At 49.8% G+C, this 21,556-nt stretch carries 24 protein-coding genes and 1 other annotated feature; of the genes, 16 read left to right on the forward strand and 8 right to left on the reverse strand.

The genetic code is table 11. The annotated features are described in order from the left end of the window. Positions 1–40: 40 nt before the first annotated feature. Positions 41–2,302 (reverse strand): catalase HPII, encoded by a 2,262-nt coding sequence (gene katE, locus C7B16_RS00735; protein ID WP_107179256.1) that lies wholly within the window; start codon positions 2,300–2,302, stop codon positions 41–43. A gap of 182 nt (positions 2,303–2,484) precedes the next feature. On the opposite strand from katE, the gene cedA reads away from it, so the two are divergent. Then, positions 2,485–2,748, forward strand: coding sequence for a cell division activator CedA (gene cedA, locus C7B16_RS00740; RefSeq protein WP_001241549.1), 264 nt, complete (start codon positions 2,485–2,487; stop codon positions 2,746–2,748). Between the two features lie 45 nt (positions 2,749–2,793). Here cedA and tcyP read toward each other — a convergent pair whose 3' ends face one another. The 3 genes from tcyP to hxpB all read right to left on the reverse strand — a co-directional run bounded on the left by tcyP (position 2,794) and on the right by hxpB (position 5,740). Then, positions 2,794–4,185 carry a cystine/sulfocysteine:cation symporter gene (gene tcyP, locus C7B16_RS00745; RefSeq protein WP_016261973.1) on the reverse strand — a complete coding sequence of 464 codons (1,392 nt, stop codon included), beginning with the start codon at positions 4,183–4,185 and terminating at the stop codon, positions 2,794–2,796. A gap of 132 nt (positions 4,186–4,317) precedes the next feature. Then, a complete protein-coding gene (locus tag C7B16_RS00750) occupies positions 4,318–4,908 on the reverse strand; it encodes a metal-dependent hydrolase (RefSeq protein WP_001516308.1) in 591 nt (196 codons plus the stop codon). Positions 4,909–5,071: 163 nt separating this feature from the next. Next, entirely contained in the window at positions 5,072–5,740 is a 669-nt protein-coding gene (gene hxpB / locus C7B16_RS00755) for a hexitol phosphatase HxpB (RefSeq protein WP_107179257.1), read from the reverse strand. Between the two features lie 146 nt (positions 5,741–5,886). Between hxpB and C7B16_RS00760 the strand changes: the two genes are divergently transcribed. Continuing rightward, positions 5,887–6,423: a YniB family protein gene (locus tag C7B16_RS00760; RefSeq protein ID WP_000222161.1), complete on the forward strand. Its 537-nt coding sequence runs from the start codon at positions 5,887–5,889 to the stop codon at positions 6,421–6,423. A 40-nt stretch (positions 6,424–6,463) separates the two neighbouring features. Here C7B16_RS00760 and C7B16_RS00765 read toward each other — a convergent pair whose 3' ends face one another. The 3 genes from C7B16_RS00765 to pfkB all read right to left on the reverse strand — a co-directional run bounded on the left by C7B16_RS00765 (position 6,464) and on the right by pfkB (position 8,750). After that, positions 6,464–7,324 (reverse strand): fructosamine kinase family protein, encoded by an 861-nt coding sequence (locus C7B16_RS00765; RefSeq protein ID WP_000267664.1) that lies wholly within the window; start codon positions 7,322–7,324, stop codon positions 6,464–6,466. Between the two features lie 105 nt (positions 7,325–7,429). Continuing rightward, on the reverse strand, positions 7,430–7,720 hold the full coding sequence (ghoS, locus tag C7B16_RS00770; protein WP_000896961.1) for a type V toxin-antitoxin system endoribonuclease antitoxin GhoS: 291 nt from the start codon (positions 7,718–7,720) through the stop codon (positions 7,430–7,432). 100 nt (positions 7,721–7,820) lie between these two features. Further along, the gene (pfkB, locus tag C7B16_RS00775) at positions 7,821–8,750 is read right to left on the reverse strand and encodes a 6-phosphofructokinase II (RefSeq protein WP_107179258.1); all 930 of its coding nucleotides are present in this window, start codon (positions 8,748–8,750) and stop codon (positions 7,821–7,823) included. A gap of 285 nt (positions 8,751–9,035) precedes the next feature. Between pfkB and C7B16_RS00780 the strand changes: the two genes are divergently transcribed. Next, positions 9,036–9,794, forward strand: coding sequence for a DUF481 domain-containing protein (locus C7B16_RS00780; RefSeq protein ID WP_000771407.1), 759 nt, complete (start codon positions 9,036–9,038; stop codon positions 9,792–9,794). A gap of 62 nt (positions 9,795–9,856) precedes the next feature. Here C7B16_RS00780 and yniD read toward each other — a convergent pair whose 3' ends face one another. Beyond that, a complete protein-coding gene (gene yniD, locus C7B16_RS00785; protein WP_001142445.1) occupies positions 9,857–9,964 on the reverse strand; it encodes a small membrane protein YniD in 108 nt (35 codons plus the stop codon). A 301-nt stretch (positions 9,965–10,265) separates the two neighbouring features. Here yniD and thrS point away from each other — a divergent pair, with 301 nt between their 5' ends. The 13 genes from thrS (at position 10,266) to C7B16_RS00850 (ending at position 21,519) form a co-directional block, all read left to right on the forward strand. Further along, positions 10,266–12,194, forward strand: coding sequence for a threonine--tRNA ligase (gene thrS, locus C7B16_RS00790; RefSeq protein ID WP_001144185.1), 1,929 nt, complete (start codon positions 10,266–10,268; stop codon positions 12,192–12,194). A gap of 3 nt (positions 12,195–12,197) precedes the next feature. Then, positions 12,198–12,740: a translation initiation factor IF-3 gene (gene infC / locus C7B16_RS00795; protein ID WP_001700733.1), complete on the forward strand. Its 543-nt coding sequence runs from the start codon at positions 12,198–12,200 to the stop codon at positions 12,738–12,740. A gap of 92 nt (positions 12,741–12,832) precedes the next feature. Beyond that, the gene (gene rpmI, locus C7B16_RS00800; RefSeq protein WP_001124225.1) at positions 12,833–13,030 is read left to right on the forward strand and encodes a 50S ribosomal protein L35; all 198 of its coding nucleotides are present in this window, start codon (positions 12,833–12,835) and stop codon (positions 13,028–13,030) included. A 51-nt stretch (positions 13,031–13,081) separates the two neighbouring features. Beyond that, positions 13,082–13,438: a 50S ribosomal protein L20 gene (gene rplT, locus C7B16_RS00805; protein ID WP_000124850.1), complete on the forward strand. Its 357-nt coding sequence runs from the start codon at positions 13,082–13,084 to the stop codon at positions 13,436–13,438. A gap of 116 nt (positions 13,439–13,554) precedes the next feature. Then, positions 13,555–13,679, forward strand: a sequence feature (Phe leader region). After that, entirely contained in the window at positions 13,561–13,605 is a 45-nt protein-coding gene (pheM, locus tag C7B16_RS24745; protein ID WP_001386830.1) for a pheST operon leader peptide PheM, read from the forward strand. Its footprint overlaps the feature before it by 45 nt. A 208-nt stretch (positions 13,680–13,887) precedes the next feature. Then, positions 13,888–14,871: a phenylalanine--tRNA ligase subunit alpha gene (pheS, locus tag C7B16_RS00815; protein WP_000018602.1), complete on the forward strand. Its 984-nt coding sequence runs from the start codon at positions 13,888–13,890 to the stop codon at positions 14,869–14,871. Between the two features lie 14 nt (positions 14,872–14,885). Further along, on the forward strand, positions 14,886–17,273 hold the full coding sequence (pheT, locus tag C7B16_RS00820; protein WP_000672317.1) for a phenylalanine--tRNA ligase subunit beta: 2,388 nt from the start codon (positions 14,886–14,888) through the stop codon (positions 17,271–17,273). Positions 17,274–17,277: 4 nt separating this feature from the next. Next, a complete protein-coding gene (gene ihfA, locus C7B16_RS00825) occupies positions 17,278–17,577 on the forward strand; it encodes an integration host factor subunit alpha (protein ID WP_001229265.1) in 300 nt (99 codons plus the stop codon). Positions 17,578–17,677: 100 nt separating this feature from the next. Continuing rightward, on the forward strand, positions 17,678–18,658 hold the full coding sequence (gene btuC / locus C7B16_RS00830) for a vitamin B12 ABC transporter permease BtuC (RefSeq protein ID WP_000956546.1): 981 nt from the start codon (positions 17,678–17,680) through the stop codon (positions 18,656–18,658). A 61-nt stretch (positions 18,659–18,719) separates the two neighbouring features. Then, positions 18,720–19,271 carry a bifunctional thioredoxin/glutathione peroxidase gene (btuE, locus tag C7B16_RS00835; RefSeq protein WP_001154204.1) on the forward strand — a complete coding sequence of 184 codons (552 nt, stop codon included), beginning with the start codon at positions 18,720–18,722 and terminating at the stop codon, positions 19,269–19,271. Then, positions 19,271–20,020: a vitamin B12 ABC transporter ATP-binding protein BtuD gene (gene btuD, locus C7B16_RS00840; RefSeq protein ID WP_000029478.1), complete on the forward strand. Its 750-nt coding sequence runs from the start codon at positions 19,271–19,273 to the stop codon at positions 20,018–20,020. The genes btuE and btuD overlap by 1 nt, the downstream gene beginning before the upstream one ends. A gap of 77 nt (positions 20,021–20,097) precedes the next feature. After that, positions 20,098–20,562: a C40 family peptidase gene (locus tag C7B16_RS00845; RefSeq protein WP_001209789.1), complete on the forward strand. Its 465-nt coding sequence runs from the start codon at positions 20,098–20,100 to the stop codon at positions 20,560–20,562. Between the two features lie 243 nt (positions 20,563–20,805). Continuing rightward, a complete protein-coding gene (locus C7B16_RS00850; protein WP_000866247.1) occupies positions 20,806–21,519 on the forward strand; it encodes an EAL domain-containing protein in 714 nt (237 codons plus the stop codon). Positions 21,520–21,556 lie beyond the last annotated feature (37 nt).

A 21,556-nucleotide genomic window follows, 5' to 3' on the forward strand; every position in this document is an offset into this window, starting at 1 on the left:
AGTGCATCAGGCAAAGGCGGCGCAACTGCGCCGCCTATATTCAGGCAGGGATTTTGTCAATCTTAGGGATACGTGACCAGACGCGGTGCGCCGCTATCAGAGTCAGTAACTCATTCATAAAATTGCCGTCAGCTCTGTCGGCTTCAACAATCCCTTCTTCAGCCTGGTCATCGACCTTGATTGTTGCCTTGAACTTGCGTGCATCTCCCGTCAGGGCTATCGGTTTAAGGTGTTTATAGGCTTCCATCAGGTAGTAGTTTGCGTCGCCGTTGTCTGCGATATCCGCGATATTGCCGCATGGGACAATAACCGCATCAACCGTCAGTGAGGGGGCTCCAGCAAAGGTAGCGGCTATTGGCAATACTGTACCGTCATCTGCTGTCACCTCTCCCATCCGTGAATAAAGCAGTTTGGCATGAACGCCTTTAGCTTTCAGCGCCTTGAGCATTTCCAGAAGGTCTGCCGATCTCACCTCATCATTAAGCAAAATCGCGACCACACGGCCTTTCACATCCCCATCCGGAATGGCATACAGACTTAACGCAGGATCTTTTTTCAGCCCGTTCACGTCCGGTGGTGGCGTAATGTTCAGTTGGTCGTCTGTCAGTGCAATACCGAGATTTTTTGCTACCGCTTGCGCCAGGTTGAGATCGATATGCGCTAGCTGGTCAACAACGCGCTCACGAATATATGGGCGTACAACTTTACTCAACTCAAAGCTGAAAGCATCGATAATATGGCGCTGTTCGAATGGTGTCTGGCTTAACCAGAACAGGCGCGGATGGGAATAATATTCGCCAAACGATGGGCTACGCTCGCGCACCTTATTGCCTTCTACGCGCTCCTGATAGGATTCAAAACCTCCGCGTTTCGGCCCCGGCGGTGTTTCTCGCGGCCAGTTATCGTTGATCGAATTCGGTTCGTAGTTTGCTGGGTTAGTGTCGATTCCCATCCGATGCATGCCGTCACGCTGGTAATTGTGGTACGGGCAGGTTGGGCGGTTAATTGGAATTTCATGGAAATTCGGCCCGCCAAGACGGCTGATTTGTGTGTCGGTGTAGGAGAACAAACGCCCCTGCAACAGCGGATCGTTGGTGAAATCCAGACCGGGGACAATGTGTCCAGGATGGAAAGCCACTTGTTCATTTTCGGCAAAAAAGTTATCCGGGTTACGATTGAGTACCATTTTACCGACGCGCTGAACGGGGACTAACTCTTCCGGGATAAGTTTTGTTGGGTCAAGCAGGTCGAAGTCGAATTTGAATTCATCCTCTTCCGCAATTAACTGGAAGCCAAGTTCATATTCCGGGAAGTCGCCCGCTTCAATCGCTTCCCACAGTTCGCGACGGTGGAAGTCCGGGTCTCGCCCCGTCAGTTTCTGCGCCTCATCCCATACCAGCGAGGCTTTACCTGCCAGTGGTTTCCAGTGGAAACGCACAAAGGTTGCTTTACCTTCGGCGTTAATCAGGCGGAAGGTGTGAATGCCGAAGCCTTCCATTGTGCGATAACTGCGGGGGAGCCCACGGTCTGACATCGCCCACATTACGTTATGCAGGGTTTCAGGTTGCAGGGAAACATAATCCCAGAAAGTGTCGTGGGCGCTGCCTCCCTGTGGGATCGCCCAGTGCGGCTCCGGTTTTACCGCATGAACAAAATCGGGGAATTTGTGTGCATCCTGAATAAAGAAGATCGGCGTGTTGTTGCCAACGAGATCAAAAATACCTTCTTCGGTATAGAACTTGGTGGCGAAACCACGGATATCACGCACGGTATCTGCCGAGCCAGCGCCCCCCTGAACGGTAGAGAAGCGCACAAATACCGGAGTGATTTTGTTCGGATCAGACAGAAAATCGGCTTTGGTGATGTCGCTCAAGTTTTTATACGGCTGGAAATAGCCGTGAGCAGCAGAACCGCGTGCGTGAACAATACGCTCCGGGATGCGTTCGTGGTCAAAGTGAGTGATTTTCTCACGCAGAATAAAATCTTCCAGCAGCGTAGGCCCACGGCTACCGGCACGCAGGGAGTTTTGATCGTCGGCTATGCGTACGCCCTGATTGGTGGTCAGTGCATAATTCTCGCTGCCTTTACGCACATCTTCCAGGGAATTTATTTTTTCATTACGCGTATCCGGCGCTTTCAGGCTACCTGGCGCAGTAGGTTGCGCACCAGGCGGGGTCGGTTCAGCCGCTGGACGATGAGAGCCGTCCTCAGGTGCCAGTGAGTCCATCCCGGGTTTCGCTTCGCTCGAATCGTGCAGGGGGGACTGGTGCTGATGTGGGTTCTTTTCGTTATGTTGCGACATTGAACTCGTCTCCTTATTTCATTGCTGAAAGGGCCGCTGTTTTGGTCAAAAAACCTTCTAACTATAGACCACCAGGGGGATCTCGCTCTGGAAGTGGTGCCAGAGAAGGTTTTTGGGAATGTACGCAAAGCAGGACGGACGGGGGCTAAATCGGCTAAACTACAGTTTTTCTGATTTTTAATATGCGTTTAGTGAAGCCAGTAATGAAGAAACCGCTACGTCAGCAAAACCGCCCGATTATTAGCTATGTTCCGCGCACAGAACCCGCGCCGCCAGAACATGCGGTTAAAATGGATTCGTTTCGTGATGTCTGGATACTGCGCGGCAAGTATGTGGCGTTTGTCCTGGTGGGGGAATCATTCCTGCGCTCACCGGCGTTTAGCGTACCGGAGTCGGCCCAGCGTTGGGCAAATCAGGTGCGGCAAGAAAATGAGATCGAAGAATAAATAAACGCCTGTCGGATGACAGGCGTTTTGCGTTATAAACCAGGATTAACGGTGTGCCAGCTCGGCGTCGTCTTCGCTGTCCAGAATGGACTTATCGGTTTGCTTCAGCCACTGGCTGGTCAGCGTACCTGCGGTCATTGAGCCGCTAACGTTCAATGCAGTTCGGCCCATATCGATAAGCGGTTCAACGGAGATTAGCAGAGCCACCAGCGTTACCGGTAAGCCCATTGCTGGCAGAACAATCAACGCGGCGAATGTCGCACCACCACCAACACCTGCAACACCTGCTGAACTCACCGTGACGATACCGACGAGTGTCGCAATCCACACTGGATCCAGTGGGTTAATGCCAACTGTAGGCGCAACCATCACCGCCAGCATTGCCGGATACAAACCAGCACAGCCGTTCTGACCAATGGTCGCACCGAAAGAAGCGGCGAAACTGGCAATGGATTCAGGAACACCCAGACGACGCGTTTGCGCTTCTACGTTCAGCGGAATAGACGCGGCGCTGGAGCGACTGGTGAAGGCAAACGTCAGTACTGGCCATACTTTACGGAAGTATTTCAGCGGGCTTACGCCGTTAATACCCAGCAGAATGCCATGTACCGCAAACATAATGATAAGACCCAGGTAGGACGCGACAACGAAGCTACCCAGCTTAATGATGTCTTGCAGATTGGAACCGGCAACGACTTTGGTCATCAGCGCAAGCACGCCGTAAGGGGTCAATTGCATGACCAGGCGAACCAGTTTCATCACCCAGCTTTGCAGCGTGTCGATAGCGGTTAAGACGCGTTCACCTTTCGGCGCATCATCTTTCAGCAGTTTTAGCGCGGCGACACCAAGGAAGGCGGCAAAAATTACCACGCTGATAATTGACGTCGGATTGGCACCAGTCAAATCGGCAAACGGGTTTTTCGGGATAAAGGACAGAATGAGTTGCGGAACACTTAAGTCTGCAACTTTACCAACATAGTTGCTTTCGATAGCGTTCAGACGCGCCGTCTCTGCGCCACCCTGAACCAGACCTTCAGCAGTCAGACCAAACAGGTTGGTCACCAGCACACCGACCAGCGCCGCAATCAGCGTGGTAAACAGCAGCGTACCGATGGTCAGAAAACTGATTTTGCCTAACTGAGATGCGTTATGCAGGCGAGCAACCGCGCTCAGAATAGAGGCGAATACTAACGGCATGACGATCATTTGCAGTAGCTGAACATAGCCGTTACCGACAATGTTAAACCACTGTACAGAATCTTTAAGTACCTGGCTGTCAGAACCATAAATGGTGTGCAGAGCAAGGCCAAAGACCACGCCCATCACCAGACCCACCAGCACTTTTTTTGCCAGACTCCACTGTTTGTGGCGAGTCTGGGCCAACGCAAACAGCAGCACAACGAACACCACGATGTTCGCAATTAATGGAAAGTTCATCCCCGTTCTCCTGATCTTATTATTTCTATCACTGTGTAACAGTCATAGTGTTGTCGCAAGATTAACAGAACTGTGAGCTGGCTCTTATATTCAAATGGAATTGCTTATTCCAGAAAGACGGTTTTTGCCGCTTTAATATTCAACCTGATGCTTAATAAGGCGATGAAACTGGATCTGCAAGGTATTGATCATTTCCGATGACCAACGCACGGCACTGTTTTCGGGCAATGAATGGGGCATCCACACCGACCAGACAAATAATGCCATGCAGAGAAAACGTTCCAGTTGATTGCCCTTTTGTGGCACCAGAATTGGCAGGCGGAAGCGCCAGCGACATGGCCAGAGGAGGGGAACGCCAGCCGGTGTCAGCATATCGGCAAGGATATGGCTCAAATAACCCAGCACCATACCTTGCAAAGCATCAGCCGGAATAAACCAGCTTTCCGGAACTTTAAGATAAAAGGTCGCCAGCAACGCAAAGACCGCCAGCAGACTGTGGGTAAATCCACGGTGTCCAAATGCCCGGGCAATGGGTTTTGATATCCACTTTAATCGCTGCCCAAGAAACGATTTTGGGTGGTCGATGTCCGGTAACAGACACGTTAAGATTGCGGAAGGGACAATATGCCACCAGTCACCCTGTGCCAGCACGGGCGTTAGTTCGGCATTTTTGGCAAATACCGCGCAAGCAATAGAAAAAAGAAGGTGACCTTCCGCCGTCATGATAAAACTCACTAAACTGTCGATACGTACAGTATAGGATTTTTATACAGTGCGCGGAAGTGGTGACGGTGTAACTCTTTATCACAAAATGATGATAAATCCGCCAGTTGAATAAAAATTCAGATAAAAAACCAGGGGCAGTGATGACACTGCCCGATTTTTATTAGCCGAGGAGGTCTTCCGCGGTGAGTTCGGTGAGAGATGAAAGCTTCACGTTTGCCAACACAAAACGTGGATCATTTTGCGCTTCTGGCGCAGGAACGACGATGGAACGCATACGGGCTGCTTTAGAGGCGATCATACCGTTTACAGAATCTTCCAGCGCCACGCAGGCCAGCGGATCAATACCCAGCTTTGCTGCGCAGTCGAGATACACTTGCGGGTGCGGTTTGCTGTAAGGCAGTTTTTCTGCGGAGGCGAGGGCATCGAAACTGCCACGTAAGTCAAACATGGTCAGCACTTTTTCCAGCATATGTAACGGCGACGCAGAGGCCAGGCCAACCAATAAACCGTGTTCTTTGCACAGCGCAACGGCCTCACGCACACCAGGCAGTAATGGCCGAGTCTCTTCAACCAGTGAAATGGCACGAGCAATAACCCGTTCTACCACTTCCTGACGACCCGGCCCACGCCACGGTTGCCGGGCGTACCACAGATCAACCACCATATCGATGCGTAAACCTAAGGTGTCCGGTAGCTCGTTACGACGGGAGATGTCCACCCCCAGGCTTGCCATCACATCCAGTTCGGCTCGATCCCATAAAGGTTCAGAGTCGATAAGTAATCCATCCATATCGAAAATTGCAGCAAGAATCTGTCGCGGGGTTGACATTACAACCTCTCCTTTAGAGCATTAAGTGTAAGGTATTAAGCAGTGCTTATGATTAAGCGCCTATCATATCGCCTTTAAAGAATGGGCGAAAACAGATATCTACAGGTAAACTAAGTGAATCGACGCGTCTTAATCAAGGAGAACTCATGACGTATCAACAAGCTGGACGCATTGCTGTTTTGAAAAGGATTTTCGGTTGGGTGATTTTTATACCCGCACTGATCTCTACGCTGATTTCTTTGCTGAAATTTATGAATACCCGGCAGGAAAATCAGGAAGGCATTAATGCGGTCATGCTCGACTTTACCCATGTCATGATCGATATGATGCAGGCGAATACGCCTTTTTTGAATCTGTTCTGGTACAACTCACCGACGCCCAATTTTAATGGCGGTGTGAATATTATGTTCTGGGTGATTTTCATCCTGATATTTGTTGGACTTGCGTTGCAAGATTCCGGTGCCCGTATGAGCCGCCAGGCGCGTTTCTTACGTGAAGGTGTTGAGGATCAACTCATTCTGGAGAAGGCTAAAGGAGACGAGGGGTTAACGCGTGAACAGATTGAGTCACGCATTGTTGTTCCGCACCATACCATTTTCTTGCAGTTTTTTTCACTCTATATCCTGCCGGTCATTTGTATTGCTGCTGGGTATGTGTTTTTTTCTCTGCTTGGGTTTATTTAATCAAAAGGCCGCGCGAAGCGGCCATTATCATCAACTCACATCACGCCGCTAATAATCTATCCAGTGACTGCTGAGCAATAACCAAATGCTGCCCGCCAAACAACCTTGCACGATTAAGTAACGTGTAGAGCTGGTAAATTGGTTGACGTTCGAGGAAATCAGCCGGTAGCGGTGAAACTGACTGATAGCCGTCATAGATTTGCGGCGGTTGTTCAGTGTGCAGCGGCAACATCGCCAGATCGCACTCTCTGTCACCCCAGTAACAAGCGGGATCGAAGATGTACGGGCCATTCGGACCCAGCGCACAGTTTCCGGACCATAAATCACCGTGTAACAGTGACGGCTGCGGCTGATGTGAGGCCAGACGTTGCTGAATGTGTTCGACGATGGCGTCGATATTGCCGAAGGCGATCCCTTTTTCTGCCGCCAGTTCCAGTTGCCAGCCAATACGTTGTTCAGCAAAAAACGTTGCCCAGCGACGTTGCCAGGTGTTGGGTTGTGGAGTAGTCGAAAGTGCGTTATCGAAATCGAGGCCAAATTGTGGCTGATCACTCCATTGATGCAGGCGCGCAATTTGCTGCCCTAAAATAAATGCGTTATGTGCATCCAACGGGCGAGGCGGGAGATAGTCCATCACCAAAAAACTGTAGTCCCGGTCAGCGCCAACAGCCCAGACTCTGGGCACAGTAACGGTTTTACTGCGTGATAATAATTCCAGTTGATCGGCTTCGGCGGTAAAACCGGAAAGCAGGTCCCTTTCATCACATTTGACGAAAAAATCACGTCCAGCATAGCGCAAATGCCATGCGGCATGGACTTCCCCGCCAGGCAGTTCATTACGCAGTTCGATTTCGCCTTCACCTAACTGCTCGCTCAAAAGACGACTGATTGCCTGCCACATGATGTCTCTCCCATGTTGTCTGCCAGATCATAAAGTTAGCGCAAGAATGCGGTGAAAAAACACGAGCTAACGCACACCACAGACTGATTATTGCCCAAAAACCATTTATTTTCTGTCGCTATACCATTTCTCCCAGGTGGTTATTGTGATTTCCGGGGATTTGCCGGTTGCACTTTGGGTAAGCCCGGCAACCAGCTCTCTTATTTCATCTTCATTTTGAGTACTGATAAGCCCAAAGGTGTTCGTTCCCAGCTCATGGATATTTCCGTCATCATCCGTCATGGTCAGTAAAAAACCGTCGCGTGTCAGAAAGTTATTTAACTCATTAATTTCAGTTAATGTGTCTTCATGCAACATGACGGTAATGACATAGCGGACAAGGTCGCCACCGGCCATAATTCACCTCTTTGTTATCACGTGATTTTTTAGCATAGTCGGAGAAACGCGTTGCTGACAGGTTTGTGGTGATTCCCCCAATGTTGGGGGAATATCTCTATTAGCGGGAAAGGTAAGCGTAAATTTTTTGCGTATCGTCATGGGAGCACAGGCGAGTTCCTTGATTGAGCGTGGCGGCACTACCTGCGGCTACGCCAAAACGAACCATTTCTTCAAGAGGGGCATTTTCCGCCAGCTTCAGCGTCATCGCGCCGACCATGCTGTCACCTGCACCGACGGTACTCTGGCTTTTCACCGGTGGCGGCACTACCTGAATGCAGTTTTCGCTGTCCACTCCCAACGCCCCTTGCGGGCCAAGAGAAACAACAACCCGTTTGGCCTTACCACTATTTACGATTTCCTGCGCGGCTTTGCGCACATCATCTGGCTGGGTGAGTTCGCGATTGACCAGTGCGCTGAGCTCTTTCTGGTTAGGTTTCACCAGTTCGATATTGCCAATGGCCAGTGCCGCGCTTAGTGCATCGCCGGAACTGTCGACAATGCAACGAATCCCTTGTTTTTGTGCAGCGGAGATAAGTTGAGTTAATTTTTCCAGCTTCACACCTGGGGGCAGACTGCCGCTTATGACCAGGATAGCCCCTGATTCAATTTCCAGAACCTGTTCTTCAAGTTGACGAAATTCATCTTCACTTAACGTCGCGCCAGGCATGACAAATCGGTACTGCTCACCCGTAGATTCTACATGTACGTGCAGATTCTGGCGGGTCCAGTCTTTTGCTTCGACAGTGGCAACCGGGACATTTTCATCAGCCAGCAGTGAAACCAGATGTTCGCCGGTTGCGCCGCCAGCCGGGAAGATTGCCGTGGCGCTACCCCCAAGGTGAGCAATGGCGCGGGCGACGTTAATACCGCCGCCACCAGGCTCAAACACCGGGGCGGTACAGCGCAGTTTTCCTTCGGGATAAATTTGCGGGGTAATTGTTGCGCTATCGAGAGAAGGCGCAAGTGTCAACGTATAGATACGTACCATCATTTCCTCCTTAGGCTGATTTCAGTCTGGCACTGAATCAGTGGAAAGTGAAGAAATTAACAATATGATTTATTGGATATTTATATAAAATTAATCGGGTAAAGATATATAAATAAATATCTGTTTTCGCAATGTGCTTATTCAAAAAATGAAATAAGAAGTCATTGCTAAGTTTTTCACTCCTTTTTATAATTTGTTACCTTTCCAGGGACGCTACTCTTTGATCCTCAAGAAAGTTTCCGGGACCGCGATGGTCTCTTTTTTTGTTGTACGGACTTTTAATAAATGAAGCTTTTGAAGACAGTTCCTGCCATCGTTATGTTGGCGGGGGGTATGTTTGCGTCTCTGAATGCAACTGCCGATGATTCCGTTTTTACTGTCATGGACGACCCTGCCAGCGCCAAAAAACCTTTCGAAGGTAATCTGAATGCAGGTTACCTTGCACAATCAGGTAACACGAAAAGTTCTTCACTAACGGCTGATACCACTATGACCTGGTATGGGTATACTACTGCCTGGTCGCTGTGGGGGAACGCCAGCAATACGTCTTCTAATGATGAACGTTCTTCGGAAAAATATGCGGTGGGCGGGCGTAGCCGTTTTAATTTAACTGACTATGACTATTTATTTGGTCAGGCTAGTTGGCTGACAGACCGTTATAACGGTTATCGCGAACGCGATGTGCTGACTGCGGGTTATGGTCGCCAGTTTTTGAATGGTCCGGTACACAGTTTCCGCTTTGAATTCGGTCCTGGCGTGCGTTACGACAAATATACCGACAATGCCAGTGAAACTCAGCCGCTGGGTTATGCTTCCGGGGCTTATGCGTGGCAGTTGACCGACAACACTAAATTTACCCAAGGTGTTTCCGTCTTTGGCGCGGAAGACACGACGTTAAACTCGGAAAGTGCGCTGAATGTTGCCATCAATGAGCATTTCGGTCTTAAAGTGGCTTACAACGTCACGTGGAACTCTGAACCGCCTGAATCGGCCCCAGAACATACTGACCGCCGAACAACGTTATCGCTGGGATATAAAATGTAACTATTACTGCCGGACTGCGACGTGCGGTCTGGCTTTTACGTTAGCAGATAGAGTCTTACCATTCAGCCCCAAATCATTGCTGCCCAACGCAGTAACAGCATCGCGCCACAGATAGCCAGTAGTACCACCACCATCTTCCAGTGTTTTTTGTCAAAACGTTTTGTCGGCATGCGATTTTCCTGCGTATTTCGAGTAGTCGATAATCGAGTGTAACAAAATGGGCAGGTGTTGCCTGTGTTGATTTATATCATATCGATCATGGTGATTGTCGCTTTGCCCGACAACAAATACCGTGTAAACTGCCAGGCGGTATTATCAGAAAGTGGGTGTAGGTCTGGCATCACCAACCGGTATGCTGTGACATATTTCGCAGAGTGAAGCGGGAATCAACCCAAACCTTTTTGGTAAATTTCATATGAATCTTTGTATGTGATCTTTCGTGTGGGTCACCACTGCAAATAAGGATATAACATGCCTGTTATTACTCTTCCTGATGGCAGCCAACGCCATTACGACCACGCTGTAAGCCCCATGGATGTTGCGCTGGACATTGGTCCAGGTCTGGCGAAAGCCTGTATCGCAGGGCGCGTTAATGGCGAACTGGTAGATGCGTGCGATTTGATTGAAAACGACGCTAAACTGGCGATCATTACCGCTAAAGACGAAGAAGGTCTGGAGATCATTCGTCACTCCTGCGCGCACCTGTTAGGGCACGCAATTAAACAACTTTGGCCGCATACCAAAATGGCAATCGGCCCGGTTATTGACAACGGTTTCTATTATGACGTTGATCTTGACCGCACGTTAACCCAGGAAGATGTCGAAGCACTCGAGAAGCGGATGCATGAGCTTGCTGAGAAAAACTACGACGTCATTAAGAAGAAAGTTAGCTGGCACGAAGCGCGTGAAACGTTTGTTAAACGCGGCGAGAGCTATAAAGTCTCCATCCTGGACGAAAATATTGCCCATGATGACCTGCCGGGTCTCTATTTTCATGAAGAATATGTCGATATGTGCCGCGGTCCGCACGTACCGAACATGCGTTTCTGCCATCACTTCAAACTGATGAAAACGGCAGGGGCTTACTGGCGCGGCGATAGCAACAACAAAATGTTGCAGCGTATTTACGGTACTGCGTGGGCAGACAAAAAAGCCCTCAACGCTTACCTGCAGCGCCTGGAAGAAGCCGCGAAACGCGACCACCGTAAAATCGGTAAGCAGCTTGACCTGTATCATATGCAGGAAGAAGCGCCGGGTATGGTGTTCTGGCACAACGACGGCTGGACAATCTTCCGTGAACTGGAGGTGTTCGTACGTTCTAAACTGAAAGAGTACCAGTATCAGGAAGTAAAAGGTCCGTTCATGATGGACCGCGTCCTGTGGGAAAAAACCGGACACTGGGAAAACTACAAAGATGCGATGTTCACCACGTCTTCAGAGAACCGTGAATACTGCATTAAGCCGATGAACTGCCCGGGTCACGTACAAATTTTCAACCAGGGGCTGAAGTCGTATCGCGATCTGCCGCTGCGTATGGCCGAGTTCGGTAGCTGCCACCGTAACGAGCCGTCAGGTTCTCTGCATGGACTGATGCGTGTACGTGGTTTCACCCAGGATGACGCGCATATCTTCTGTACTGAAGAACAAATTCGCGATGAAGTTAACGGATGTATCCGTTTAGTCTATGATATGTACAGCACTTTTGGCTTCGAGAAAATCGTGGTCAAACTTTCCACTCGTCCTGAAAAACGTATTGGCAGCGACGAAATGTGGGATCGTGCTGAGGCGGACCTGGCAGTTGCGCTGGAAGAAAACAACATCCCGTTTGAATATCAACTGGGTGAAGGCGCTTTCTACGGTCCGAAAATTGAATTTACCCTGTATGACTGCCTCGATCGTGCATGGCAGTGCGGTACGGTACAGCTGGACTTCTCCTTGCCGTCTCGTCTGAGCGCCTCCTATGTGGGCGAAGACAACGAGCGTAAGGTTCCGGTAATGATTCACCGCGCAATTCTGGGGTCTATGGAACGTTTCATCGGTATCCTGACCGAAGAGTTCGCTGGTTTCTTCCCGACCTGGCTTGCGCCGGTTCAGGTTGTTATCATGAACATTACTGATTCGCAGTCTGAATACGTTAACGAATTGACGCAAAAACTATCAAATGCGGGCATTCGTGTTAAAGCAGACTTGAGAAATGAGAAGATTGGCTTTAAAATCCGCGAGCACACTTTGCGTCGCGTCCCGTATATGTTGGTCTGTGGTGATAAAGAGGTGGAATCTGGCAAAGTTGCCGTTCGCACCCGCCGTGGTAAAGACCTGGGAAGCATGGACGTAAATGAAGTGATCGAGAAGCTGCAACAAGAGATTCGCAGCCGCAGTCTTAAACAATTGGAGGAATAAGGTATTAAAGGCGGAAAACGAGTTCAAACGGCGCGCCCTAACCGTATTAATGGCGAAATTCGCGCCCAGGAAGTTCGCTTAACAGGTCTGGAAGGCGAGCAGCTTGGTATTGTGAGTCTGAGAGAAGCTCTGGAGAAAGCTGAAGAAGCCGGAGTAGACTTAGTCGAGATCAGCCCTAACGCCGAGCCGCCGGTTTGTCGTATCATGGATTACGGCAAATTCCTCTATGAAAAGAGCAAGTCTTCTAAGGAACAGAAGAAAAAGCAAAAAGTTATCCAGGTTAAGGAAATTAAATTCCGTCCTGGTACAGATGAAGGCGACTATCAGGTAAAACTCCGCAGCCTGATTCGCTTTCTGGAAGAGGGTGATAAAGCCAAAATCACACTGCGTTTCCGCGGTCGTGAGATGGCGCACCAGCAAATCGGTATGGAAGTGCTTAATCGCGTGAAAGACGATTTGCAAGAACTGGCAGTGGTCGAATCCTTCCCAACGAAGATCGAAGGCCGCCAGATGATCATGGTGCTCGCTCCTAAGAAGAAACAGTAAGGCCATCAAGTAATCATTCCTGTGGGCCTCGGCTCACAGGGTGATTCGCCTTTGTTTCTGTTTATCAACAATGCGAAGTGGAAGTTATTAAAATGCCAAAAATTAAGACCGTACGCGGTGCTGCTAAGCGCTTCAAAAAAACCGGTAAAGGTGGTTTTAAGCACAAGCACGCTAACCTGCGTCACATTCTGACCAAAAAAGCGACCAAACGTAAACGTCACCTGCGTCCGAAAGCCATGGTTTCTAAAGGCGATCTGGGCCTAGTAATCGCGTGCCTGCCGTACGCATAAGCCGTTAACGTTTTTTAACTTTTTAATTAGAATAGATACAGGAGAGCACATATGGCTCGCGTAAAACGTGGTGTTATTGCACGCGCACGTCACAAGAAAATTTTGAAACAAGCTAAAGGCTACTACGGTGCGCGTTCTCGCGTATACCGCGTTGCCTTCCAGGCTGTTATCAAGGCTGGTCAGTATGCTTACCGTGACCGTCGTCAACGTAAGCGTCAGTTCCGTCAACTGTGGATTGCGCGTATCAACGCAGCAGCACGTCAGAACGGTATTTCTTACAGCAAATTCATCAATGGCCTGAAAAAAGCCTCTGTTGAAATCGACCGTAAGATCCTGGCTGACATCGCAGTATTCGACAAAGTAGCGTTCACCGCTCTGGTTGAAAAAGCGAAAGCAGCTCTGGCATAAGCCAGTTGAAAGAGGGAGCTTGTCTCCCTCTTTTCGTTTCAACACTATCAGAACATTGACTTTTATCGTCGTAGCCTTTTCAATAAAGGTCTTTTGAAAAGTTCCAAAAGGTAACGCAAGCAATGAATGCTGCTATTTTCCGCTTCTTTTTTTACTTTAGCACCTGACTCCAGGAGGCTAGCGCGTGAGAAGAGAAACGGAAAACAGCGCCTGAAAGCCTCCCAGTGGAGGCTTTTTTTGTATGCGCGTTCTGAAAAATAAAAAACCTGTCTCATCAGGCGTAATTGTCGCAGTCAGTTTGGACACGGCCAGCGCGGAGAAACCGGAGCGTACTTAAGTACGTGAGGATTTCGAGCACTGTCCGGGACAAAATGGCAAGTAAAATAGCCTGATGGGATAGGCTCTAAGTCCAACGAACCAGTGTCACCACCGACACAATGAGGAAAACCATGTCACATCTCGCAGAACTGGTTGCCAGTGCGAAGGCGGCCATTAGCCAGGCGTCAGATGTTGCCGCGTTAGACAATGTGCGCGTCGAATATTTGGGTAAAAAAGGGCACTTGACCCTTCAGATGACGACCCTGCGTGAGCTGCCGCCAGAAGAGCGTCCGGCAGCCGGTGCGGTTATCAACGAAGCAAAAGAGCAGGTGCAGCAGGCGCTGAATGCGCGTAAAGTCGAGCTGGAAAGCGCGGCGTTGAATGCGCGTCTGGCAGCAGAAACTATTGATGTCTCCTTGCCGGGGCGTCGTATTGAAAACGGCGGTCTGCATCCGGTGACCCGTACTATCGACCGTATCGAAAGTTTCTTCGGTGAGCTTGGCTTTACCGTGGCTACCGGGCCGGAAATCGAAGACGATTATCATAACTTTGATGCTCTGAACATTCCAGGTCACCACCCGGCGCGCGCTGACCACGACACTTTCTGGTTTGATGCTACTCGCCTGCTGCGTACCCAGACGTCTGGCGTACAGATCCGCACCATGAAAGCCCAGCAGCCACCGATTCGTATCATCGCACCTGGCCGTGTTTATCGTAACGACTACGACCAGACTCACACACCGATGTTCCATCAGATGGAAGGCCTGATTGTTGACACCAACATCAGCTTTACCAACCTGAAAGGCACACTGCACGACTTCCTGCGTAACTTCTTTGAAGAAGATTTGCAGATCCGCTTCCGTCCTTCCTACTTCCCGTTCACCGAACCGTCTGCAGAAGTGGACGTTATGGGTAAAAACGGCAAATGGTTGGAAGTGCTGGGTTGCGGCATGGTGCATCCAAATGTGCTGCGTAACGTCGGTATCGACCCGGAAGTTTACTCCGGTTTTGCCTTTGGGATGGGGATGGAGCGCCTGACTATGTTGCGTTACGGCGTCACCGACCTGCGTTCATTCTTCGAAAACGATCTGCGTTTCCTCAAACAGTTTAAATAAGGCAGGAATAGATTATGAAATTCAGTGAACTGTGGTTACGCGAATGGGTGAACCCAGCGATTGATAGCGATGCGCTGGCGAATCAAATCACTATGGCGGGTCTGGAAGTTGACGGTGTAGAACCGGTTGCCGGTAGCTTCCATGGCGTGGTTGTTGGTGAAGTAGTTGAGTGCGCACAGCATCCAAACGCTGACAAACTGCGAGTGACGAAAGTCAACGTTGGTGGTGATCGCCTGCTGGATATTGTCTGTGGCGCACCAAACTGCCGTCAGGGTCTGCGTGTGGCGGTAGCGACCATTGGTGCTGTTCTGCCGGGTGATTTTAAAATTAAAGCGGCGAAACTGCGTGGCGAACCGTCTGAAGGGATGCTGTGCTCTTTCTCCGAGCTGGGCATTTCTGACGATCATAACGGCATTATTGAACTGCCAGCGGATGCGCCGATTGGTACTGACATTCGTGAATACCTGAAACTCGATGATAACACTATCGAAATCAGCGTTACGCCAAACCGTGCCGACTGCTTAGGCATCATTGGTGTTGCGCGCGACGTTGCTGTGCTGAACCAGTTGCCGCTGGTTGAACCGGAAATCATTCCGGTTGGTGCAACCATTGACGATACGTTGCCGATTGCAGTAGAAGCGCCTGAAGCCTGCCCGCGTTATCTTGGTCGCGTCGTAAAAGGCATTAACGTTAAAGCCCCAACTCCGCTGTGGATGAAAGAAAAACTGCGTCGCTGCGGCATTCGTTCTATCGATGCGGTCGTTGACGTGACCAACTACGTGCTCCTTGAACTGGGTCAACCGATGCACGCTTTCGATAAAGATCGCATTGAAGGCGGTATTGTGGTGCGGATGGCGAAAGAGGGTGAAACGCTGGTGTTGCTCGATGGCACTGAAGCGAAGCTGAATGCTGACACTCTGGTTATTGCTGACCACAACAAGGCACTGGCAATGGGTGGCATCTTCGGCGGCGAACATTCTGGCGTAAATGAAGAAACGCAAAACGTTTTGCTGGAATGCGCTTTCTTCAGCCCGCTGTCTATCACCGGTCGTGCTCGTCGTCATGGCCTGCATACCGATGCGTCTCACCGTTACGAGCGTGGTGTTGATCCGGCACTGCAGCATAAAGCAATGGAACGTGCGACTCGTCTGCTGATTGACATTTGCGGCGGTGAAGCAGGTCCGGTTATCGATATCACCAACGAAGCAACGCTGCCGAAGCGTGCGACTATCACTTTACGTCGCAGCAAACTGGATCGCCTGATCGGCCATCATATTGCCGATGAGCAGGTTACCGACATTCTGCGTCGCCTCGGCTGCAAAGTGACCGAAGGTAAGGACGAGTGGCAGGCAGTTGCGCCGAGCTGGCGTTTCGACATGGAGATTGAAGAGGATCTGGTCGAAGAGGTCGCTCGTGTTTATGGCTACAACAACATTCCGGACGAGCCGGTGCAGGCGAGCCTGATTATGGGCACTCACCGCGAAGCTGACCTGTCGCTCAAGCGTGTGAAAACGCTTCTCAACGACAAAGGCTATCAGGAAGTGATCACCTACAGCTTCGTGGATCCGAAAGTTCAGCAGATGATCCACCCGGGTGCAGAAGCGTTACTGCTGCCAAGTCCGATCTCGGTTGAAATGTCAGCAATGCGCCTTTCTTTGTGGACTGGCCTGCTGGCAACGGTAGTGTACAACCAGAACCGTCAGCAAAACCGTGTGCGTATTTTCGAAAGTGGCCTGCGTTTTGTTCCGGACACCCAGGCACCATTGGGCATTCGTCAGGATCTGATGTTAGCTGGTGTTATTTGCGGTAACCGTTATGAAGAGCACTGGAACCTGGCAAAAGAGACCGTTGATTTCTATGATTTGAAAGGTGATCTGGAATCCGTTCTCGACCTGACTGGTAAACTGAATGAGGTTGAGTTCCGTGCAGAAGCGAATCCGGCGCTGCATCCTGGACAATCCGCAGCGATTTATCTGAAAGGTGAACGCATTGGTTTTGTTGGGGTTGTTCATCCTGAACTGGAACGTAAACTGGATCTCAACGGTCGCACTCTGGTGTTCGAACTGGAGTGGAGCAAGCTCGCAGACCGCGTGGTGCCTCAAGCGCGCGAGATTTCTCGCTTCCCGGCGAACCGTCGCGACATCGCGGTTGTGGTCGCAGAAAACGTTCCCGCTGCGGATATTTTATCCGAATGTAAGAAAGTTGGCGTAAATCAGGTAGTTGGCGTAAACTTATTTGACGTGTACCGCGGTAAGGGTGTTGCGGAGGGGTATAAGAGCCTCGCCATAAGCCTGATCCTGCAAGATACCAGCCGTACACTCGAAGAAGAGGAGATTGCCGCTACCGTCGCCAAATGTGTAGAGGCATTAAAAGAGCGATTCCAGGCATCATTGAGGGATTGAACCTATGGCGCTTACAAAAGCTGAAATGTCAGAATATCTGTTTGATAAGCTTGGGCTTAGCAAGCGGGATGCCAAAGAACTGGTTGAACTGTTTTTCGAAGAGATCCGTCGCGCTCTGGAAAACGGCGAGCAGGTAAAACTCTCTGGCTTTGGTAACTTCGATCTGCGTGATAAGAATCAACGTCCGGGACGTAACCCGAAAACGGGCGAAGATATTCCCATTACAGCACGGCGCGTGGTGACCTTCAGACCAGGGCAGAAGTTAAAAAGCCGGGTCGAAAACGCTTCGCCCAAAGACGAGTAATCTGATCTAACTAAAAAGGCCGCTCTGCGGCCTTTTTTCTTTTCACTCCCGCTGAGTCACCGTAAAATCAACAGCATTATTCTGAAGCTGAACGGATATCATGCTGACACTTGCCCGCCAACAACAGCGACAAAATGTACGCTGGTTATTTACCTTGTCAGCATTAATGCTGCTGGCGCTTCTTTTAAGCCTTTGTGCTGGTGAACAATGGATCTCGCCAGATGACTGGTTTACCCCCCGAGGCGAGCTTTTTATCTGGCAAATACGTCTTCCGCGCACGCTGGCTGTGCTATTGGTTGGAGCGGCGCTGGCATTGTCCGGTGCAGTGATGCAGGCGTTATTTGAAAACCCATTGGCAGAACCCGGGCTACTCGGCGTCTCTAACGGTGCAGGTGTGGGGCTTATTGCTGCTGTATTGCTGGGGCAAGGGCAATTACCTGAGTGGGCGCTGGGACTTTGTGCTATTGCTGGTGCGCTCATTATCACTTTAATTCTCTTACGTTTTGCTCGTCGTCATCTTTCGACCAGCCGATTATTGCTGGCGGGGGTTGCATTAGGGATTATCTGTAGTGCATTAATGACGTGGGCCATCTACTTTTCCACTTCTGTTGATTTACGGCAGTTGATGTATTGGATGATGGGCGGCTTTGGCGGCGTTGAGTGGCGGCAAAGTTGGTTGATGCTGGCGTTGATTCCCGTGCTGCTGTGGGTCTGCTGCCAGTCCAGACCGATGAATATGTTAGCGCTTGGTGAGATCCCGGCGCGACAGTTAGGTTTGCCTCTGTGGTTCTGGCGCAATGTGCTGGTGGCCGCGACCGGCTGGATGGTCGGCGTCAGTGTGGCGCTTGCTGGTGCTATCGGATTTATTGGGTTGGTGATCCCGCATATTCTGCGGCTGTGCGGGTTAACCGATCATCGTGTATTGCTTCCCGGCTGTGCGTTGGCGGGAGCTACCGCATTGCTTCTCGCTGATATTGTCGCTCGCCTGGCGCTGGTTTCCGCCGAGTTGCCCATTGGTGTGGTCACCGCAACCTTGGGAGCGCCGGTGTTTATCTGGTTATTGTTAAAAGCAGGGCGTTAGCCGCAAAAGACGGTCTATGATTAAAAGCTAAGATTTTTACTGACCTCATCCAGGAGACACGATGCAAGATTCCATACTGACCACCGTAGTGAAGACGATTGACGGTGAAGTGACCACGCTGGAGAAATATGCCGGTAATGTGCTACTGATTGTCAATGTCGCCTCAAAGTGTGGCTTAACGCCGCAATATGAACAGTTAGAGAACATTCAGAAAGCTTGGGCCGATCGTGGTTTTATAGTATTGGGATTTCCGTGCAACCAGTTTCTTGAGCAAGAGCCGGGCAGCGATGAAGAAATTAAAACTTACTGTACAACGACCTGGGGTGTGACGTTCCCGATGTTCAGTAAGGTTGAAGTTAATGGCGAAGGTCGTCATCCGCTGTACCAAAAATTGATTGCCGCAGCGCCGACCGCCGTTGCGCCGGAAGAAAGCGGATTCTATACGCGCCTGGCCAGTAAGGGGCGGGCACCACTGTATCCTGATGATATTTTATGGAATTTTGAAAAATTCTTAGTGGGCAGGGATGGTAAGGTTATCCAGCGTTTTTCCCCGGATATGACGCCGGAAGATCCTATTGTGATGGAAAGCATTAAACTGGCGTTGGCGAAATAATGTCTATTGTGATGCAGTTACAGGATGTTGCGGAATCAACCCGCCTGGGGCCGCTTTCTGGCGAAGTCCGGGCAGGGGAGATCCTGCATCTGGTGGGGCCGAACGGCGCAGGCAAGAGTACGTTGCTGGCGCGGATGGCCGGAATGACCAGCGGTATGGGAAACATTCAGTTTGCTGGCCAGCCACTGGAAGCATGGTCCGCGGCGAAGCTCGCGCTGCATCGTGCTTACCTTTCGCAGCAACAAACGCCGCCATTTGCTATGCCGGTATGGCATTACCTGACCATGCATCAGCATGATAAAACGCGTACTGACCTGCTAAATGATGTTGCCGGGGCGCTGGCCCTTGATGACAAGCTCGGACGTAACACTAATCAACTTTCCGGCGGTGAATGGCAACGAGTGCGTCTTGCTGCGGTGGTACTGCAAATCACGCCGCAAGCCAATCCTGATGGTCAATTGCTGCTTCTCGATGAACCCATGAACAGCCTTGATGTTGCCCAGCAAAGTGCGTTAGACAAAATTCTGAGCGCGCTGTGCCAGCAAGGACTGGCGATAGTGATGAGCAGTCACGATCTCAATCACACATTGCGTCACGCGCATCGGGCCTGGTTACTTAAACAAGGGAAACTGTTAGCCAGTGGACGCCGGGATGAAGTTTTGACGCCGCCGAACTTGGCCCAGGCTTACGGGATGAATTTCCGCCGTCTGGACATTGAAGGACACAGAATGCTGATTTCGACTGCCTGATAGCAATAGCATCTTGAAAATCGGGTAATTTCGACGCTAAATTAATGCAAGAATAAAAAACAGAGGATTCGTACGGAATGCGTTTCTGCCTTATTTTAATCACAGCACTGTTTCTGGTTGGGTGTAGCCATCACAAAGCGCCGCCGCCAAATGCCAGACTTTCTGACTCTATTACCGTCATTGCCGGTTTGAACGATCAACTACAAAGCTGGCATGGCACACCTTATCGTTATGGCGGCATGAGTCGTCGTGGGGTGGACTGCTCAGGCTTTGTGGTCGTAACGATGCGCGATCGTTTCGATTTGCAGTTGCCGCGTGAAACAAAGCAGCAGGCCTCTATCGGTACTCAAATTGATAAAGAAGAGTTGCTGCCAGGCGATCTGGTTTTTTTCAAAACTGGCTCCGGGCAAAATGGTTTACATGTGGGTATTTATGATACCAACAACCAATTTATTCATGCTTCTACCAGCAAAGGGGTGATGCGCTCTTCCCTTGATAATGTCTACTGGCAGAAAAATTTCTGGCAAGCAAGACGGATCTAGTATGTCAAAAAGGACGGTGATGATACATCGCCGTCCTTTTACTTCTGAATAAAGTAGTATTTTTCAGACAAAAATTCCGTAAATGGAATATTCGTTTATAATTAGGATAATCTTAAAAGGGACCCCTGAAAAAGTGGTTAACAAGGAAAAAATGAAAGTTATCCGATCTGTATTTTTTATGCCTTATGGTCTCATCTTTTTTAGCCGGAATTGCAAAAACATTCCTGGAGAAGGGTGGTTACCATGAAGGTTCTACTGGAGAATGTTTATCATTCTGATTGCTATTTTCTGCCGATAAGAGATAGTCAGCAAAATCTTGTTGGGATTGAATTAATAACCCATTTCTCCAGTGAAGACGGTACGGTTCGCATCCCGACGACGCGGGTCATGGCGCAACTTTCCGAGGAGCAGCATTGGCAGTTATTTGTCGAGCAGTTGGAATTACTTAAATCATGCCAACATTTTTTTATTCGACACAAACTCTTTGCATGGGTTAATTTGACACCGCAAGTGGCAAGGTTATTATTAATTGATAATAATTACGCAGCCCAACTATTAAAAATCCCCTTTGTTGAATTGCGGATTAATGAAAATTATCCACAGCTTAATGAGGGGAAAGATAATTACAACCTTTTGCACTTATCGCAAATTTTTCCATTGGTATTGGGAAATTTAGGTGCGGGAAACAGTACCATGAAAGCGATATTTGATGGTCTTTTCACCCGAGTTATGTTGGATAAAGGCTTTGTTCAGCAACAAATAGCTAATACATCCTTCGCGCCATTTATTCGTGCTATTCATGCGCAAATATCACCCTGTTGCAACTATATCATTGCGGCGGGTATTGATACCTCAGGAATGTTGGCGAAAATAACGCCGTATGGTTTCCATGCCCTACAAGGAAGCTTATGGCCAGCCGTTCCCGTAAGCAAGGTAACAACTCTGGTTCAGCGATAACCCCTTTGTTTGCTGGTGTTTAAGACGAGGGTTACCG

This window comes from Escherichia sp. 20412-1 (genome assembly GCF_003027595.1).
GTDB classification, from domain to species: Bacteria; Pseudomonadota; Gammaproteobacteria; order Enterobacterales; family Enterobacteriaceae; genus Escherichia; species Escherichia marmotae.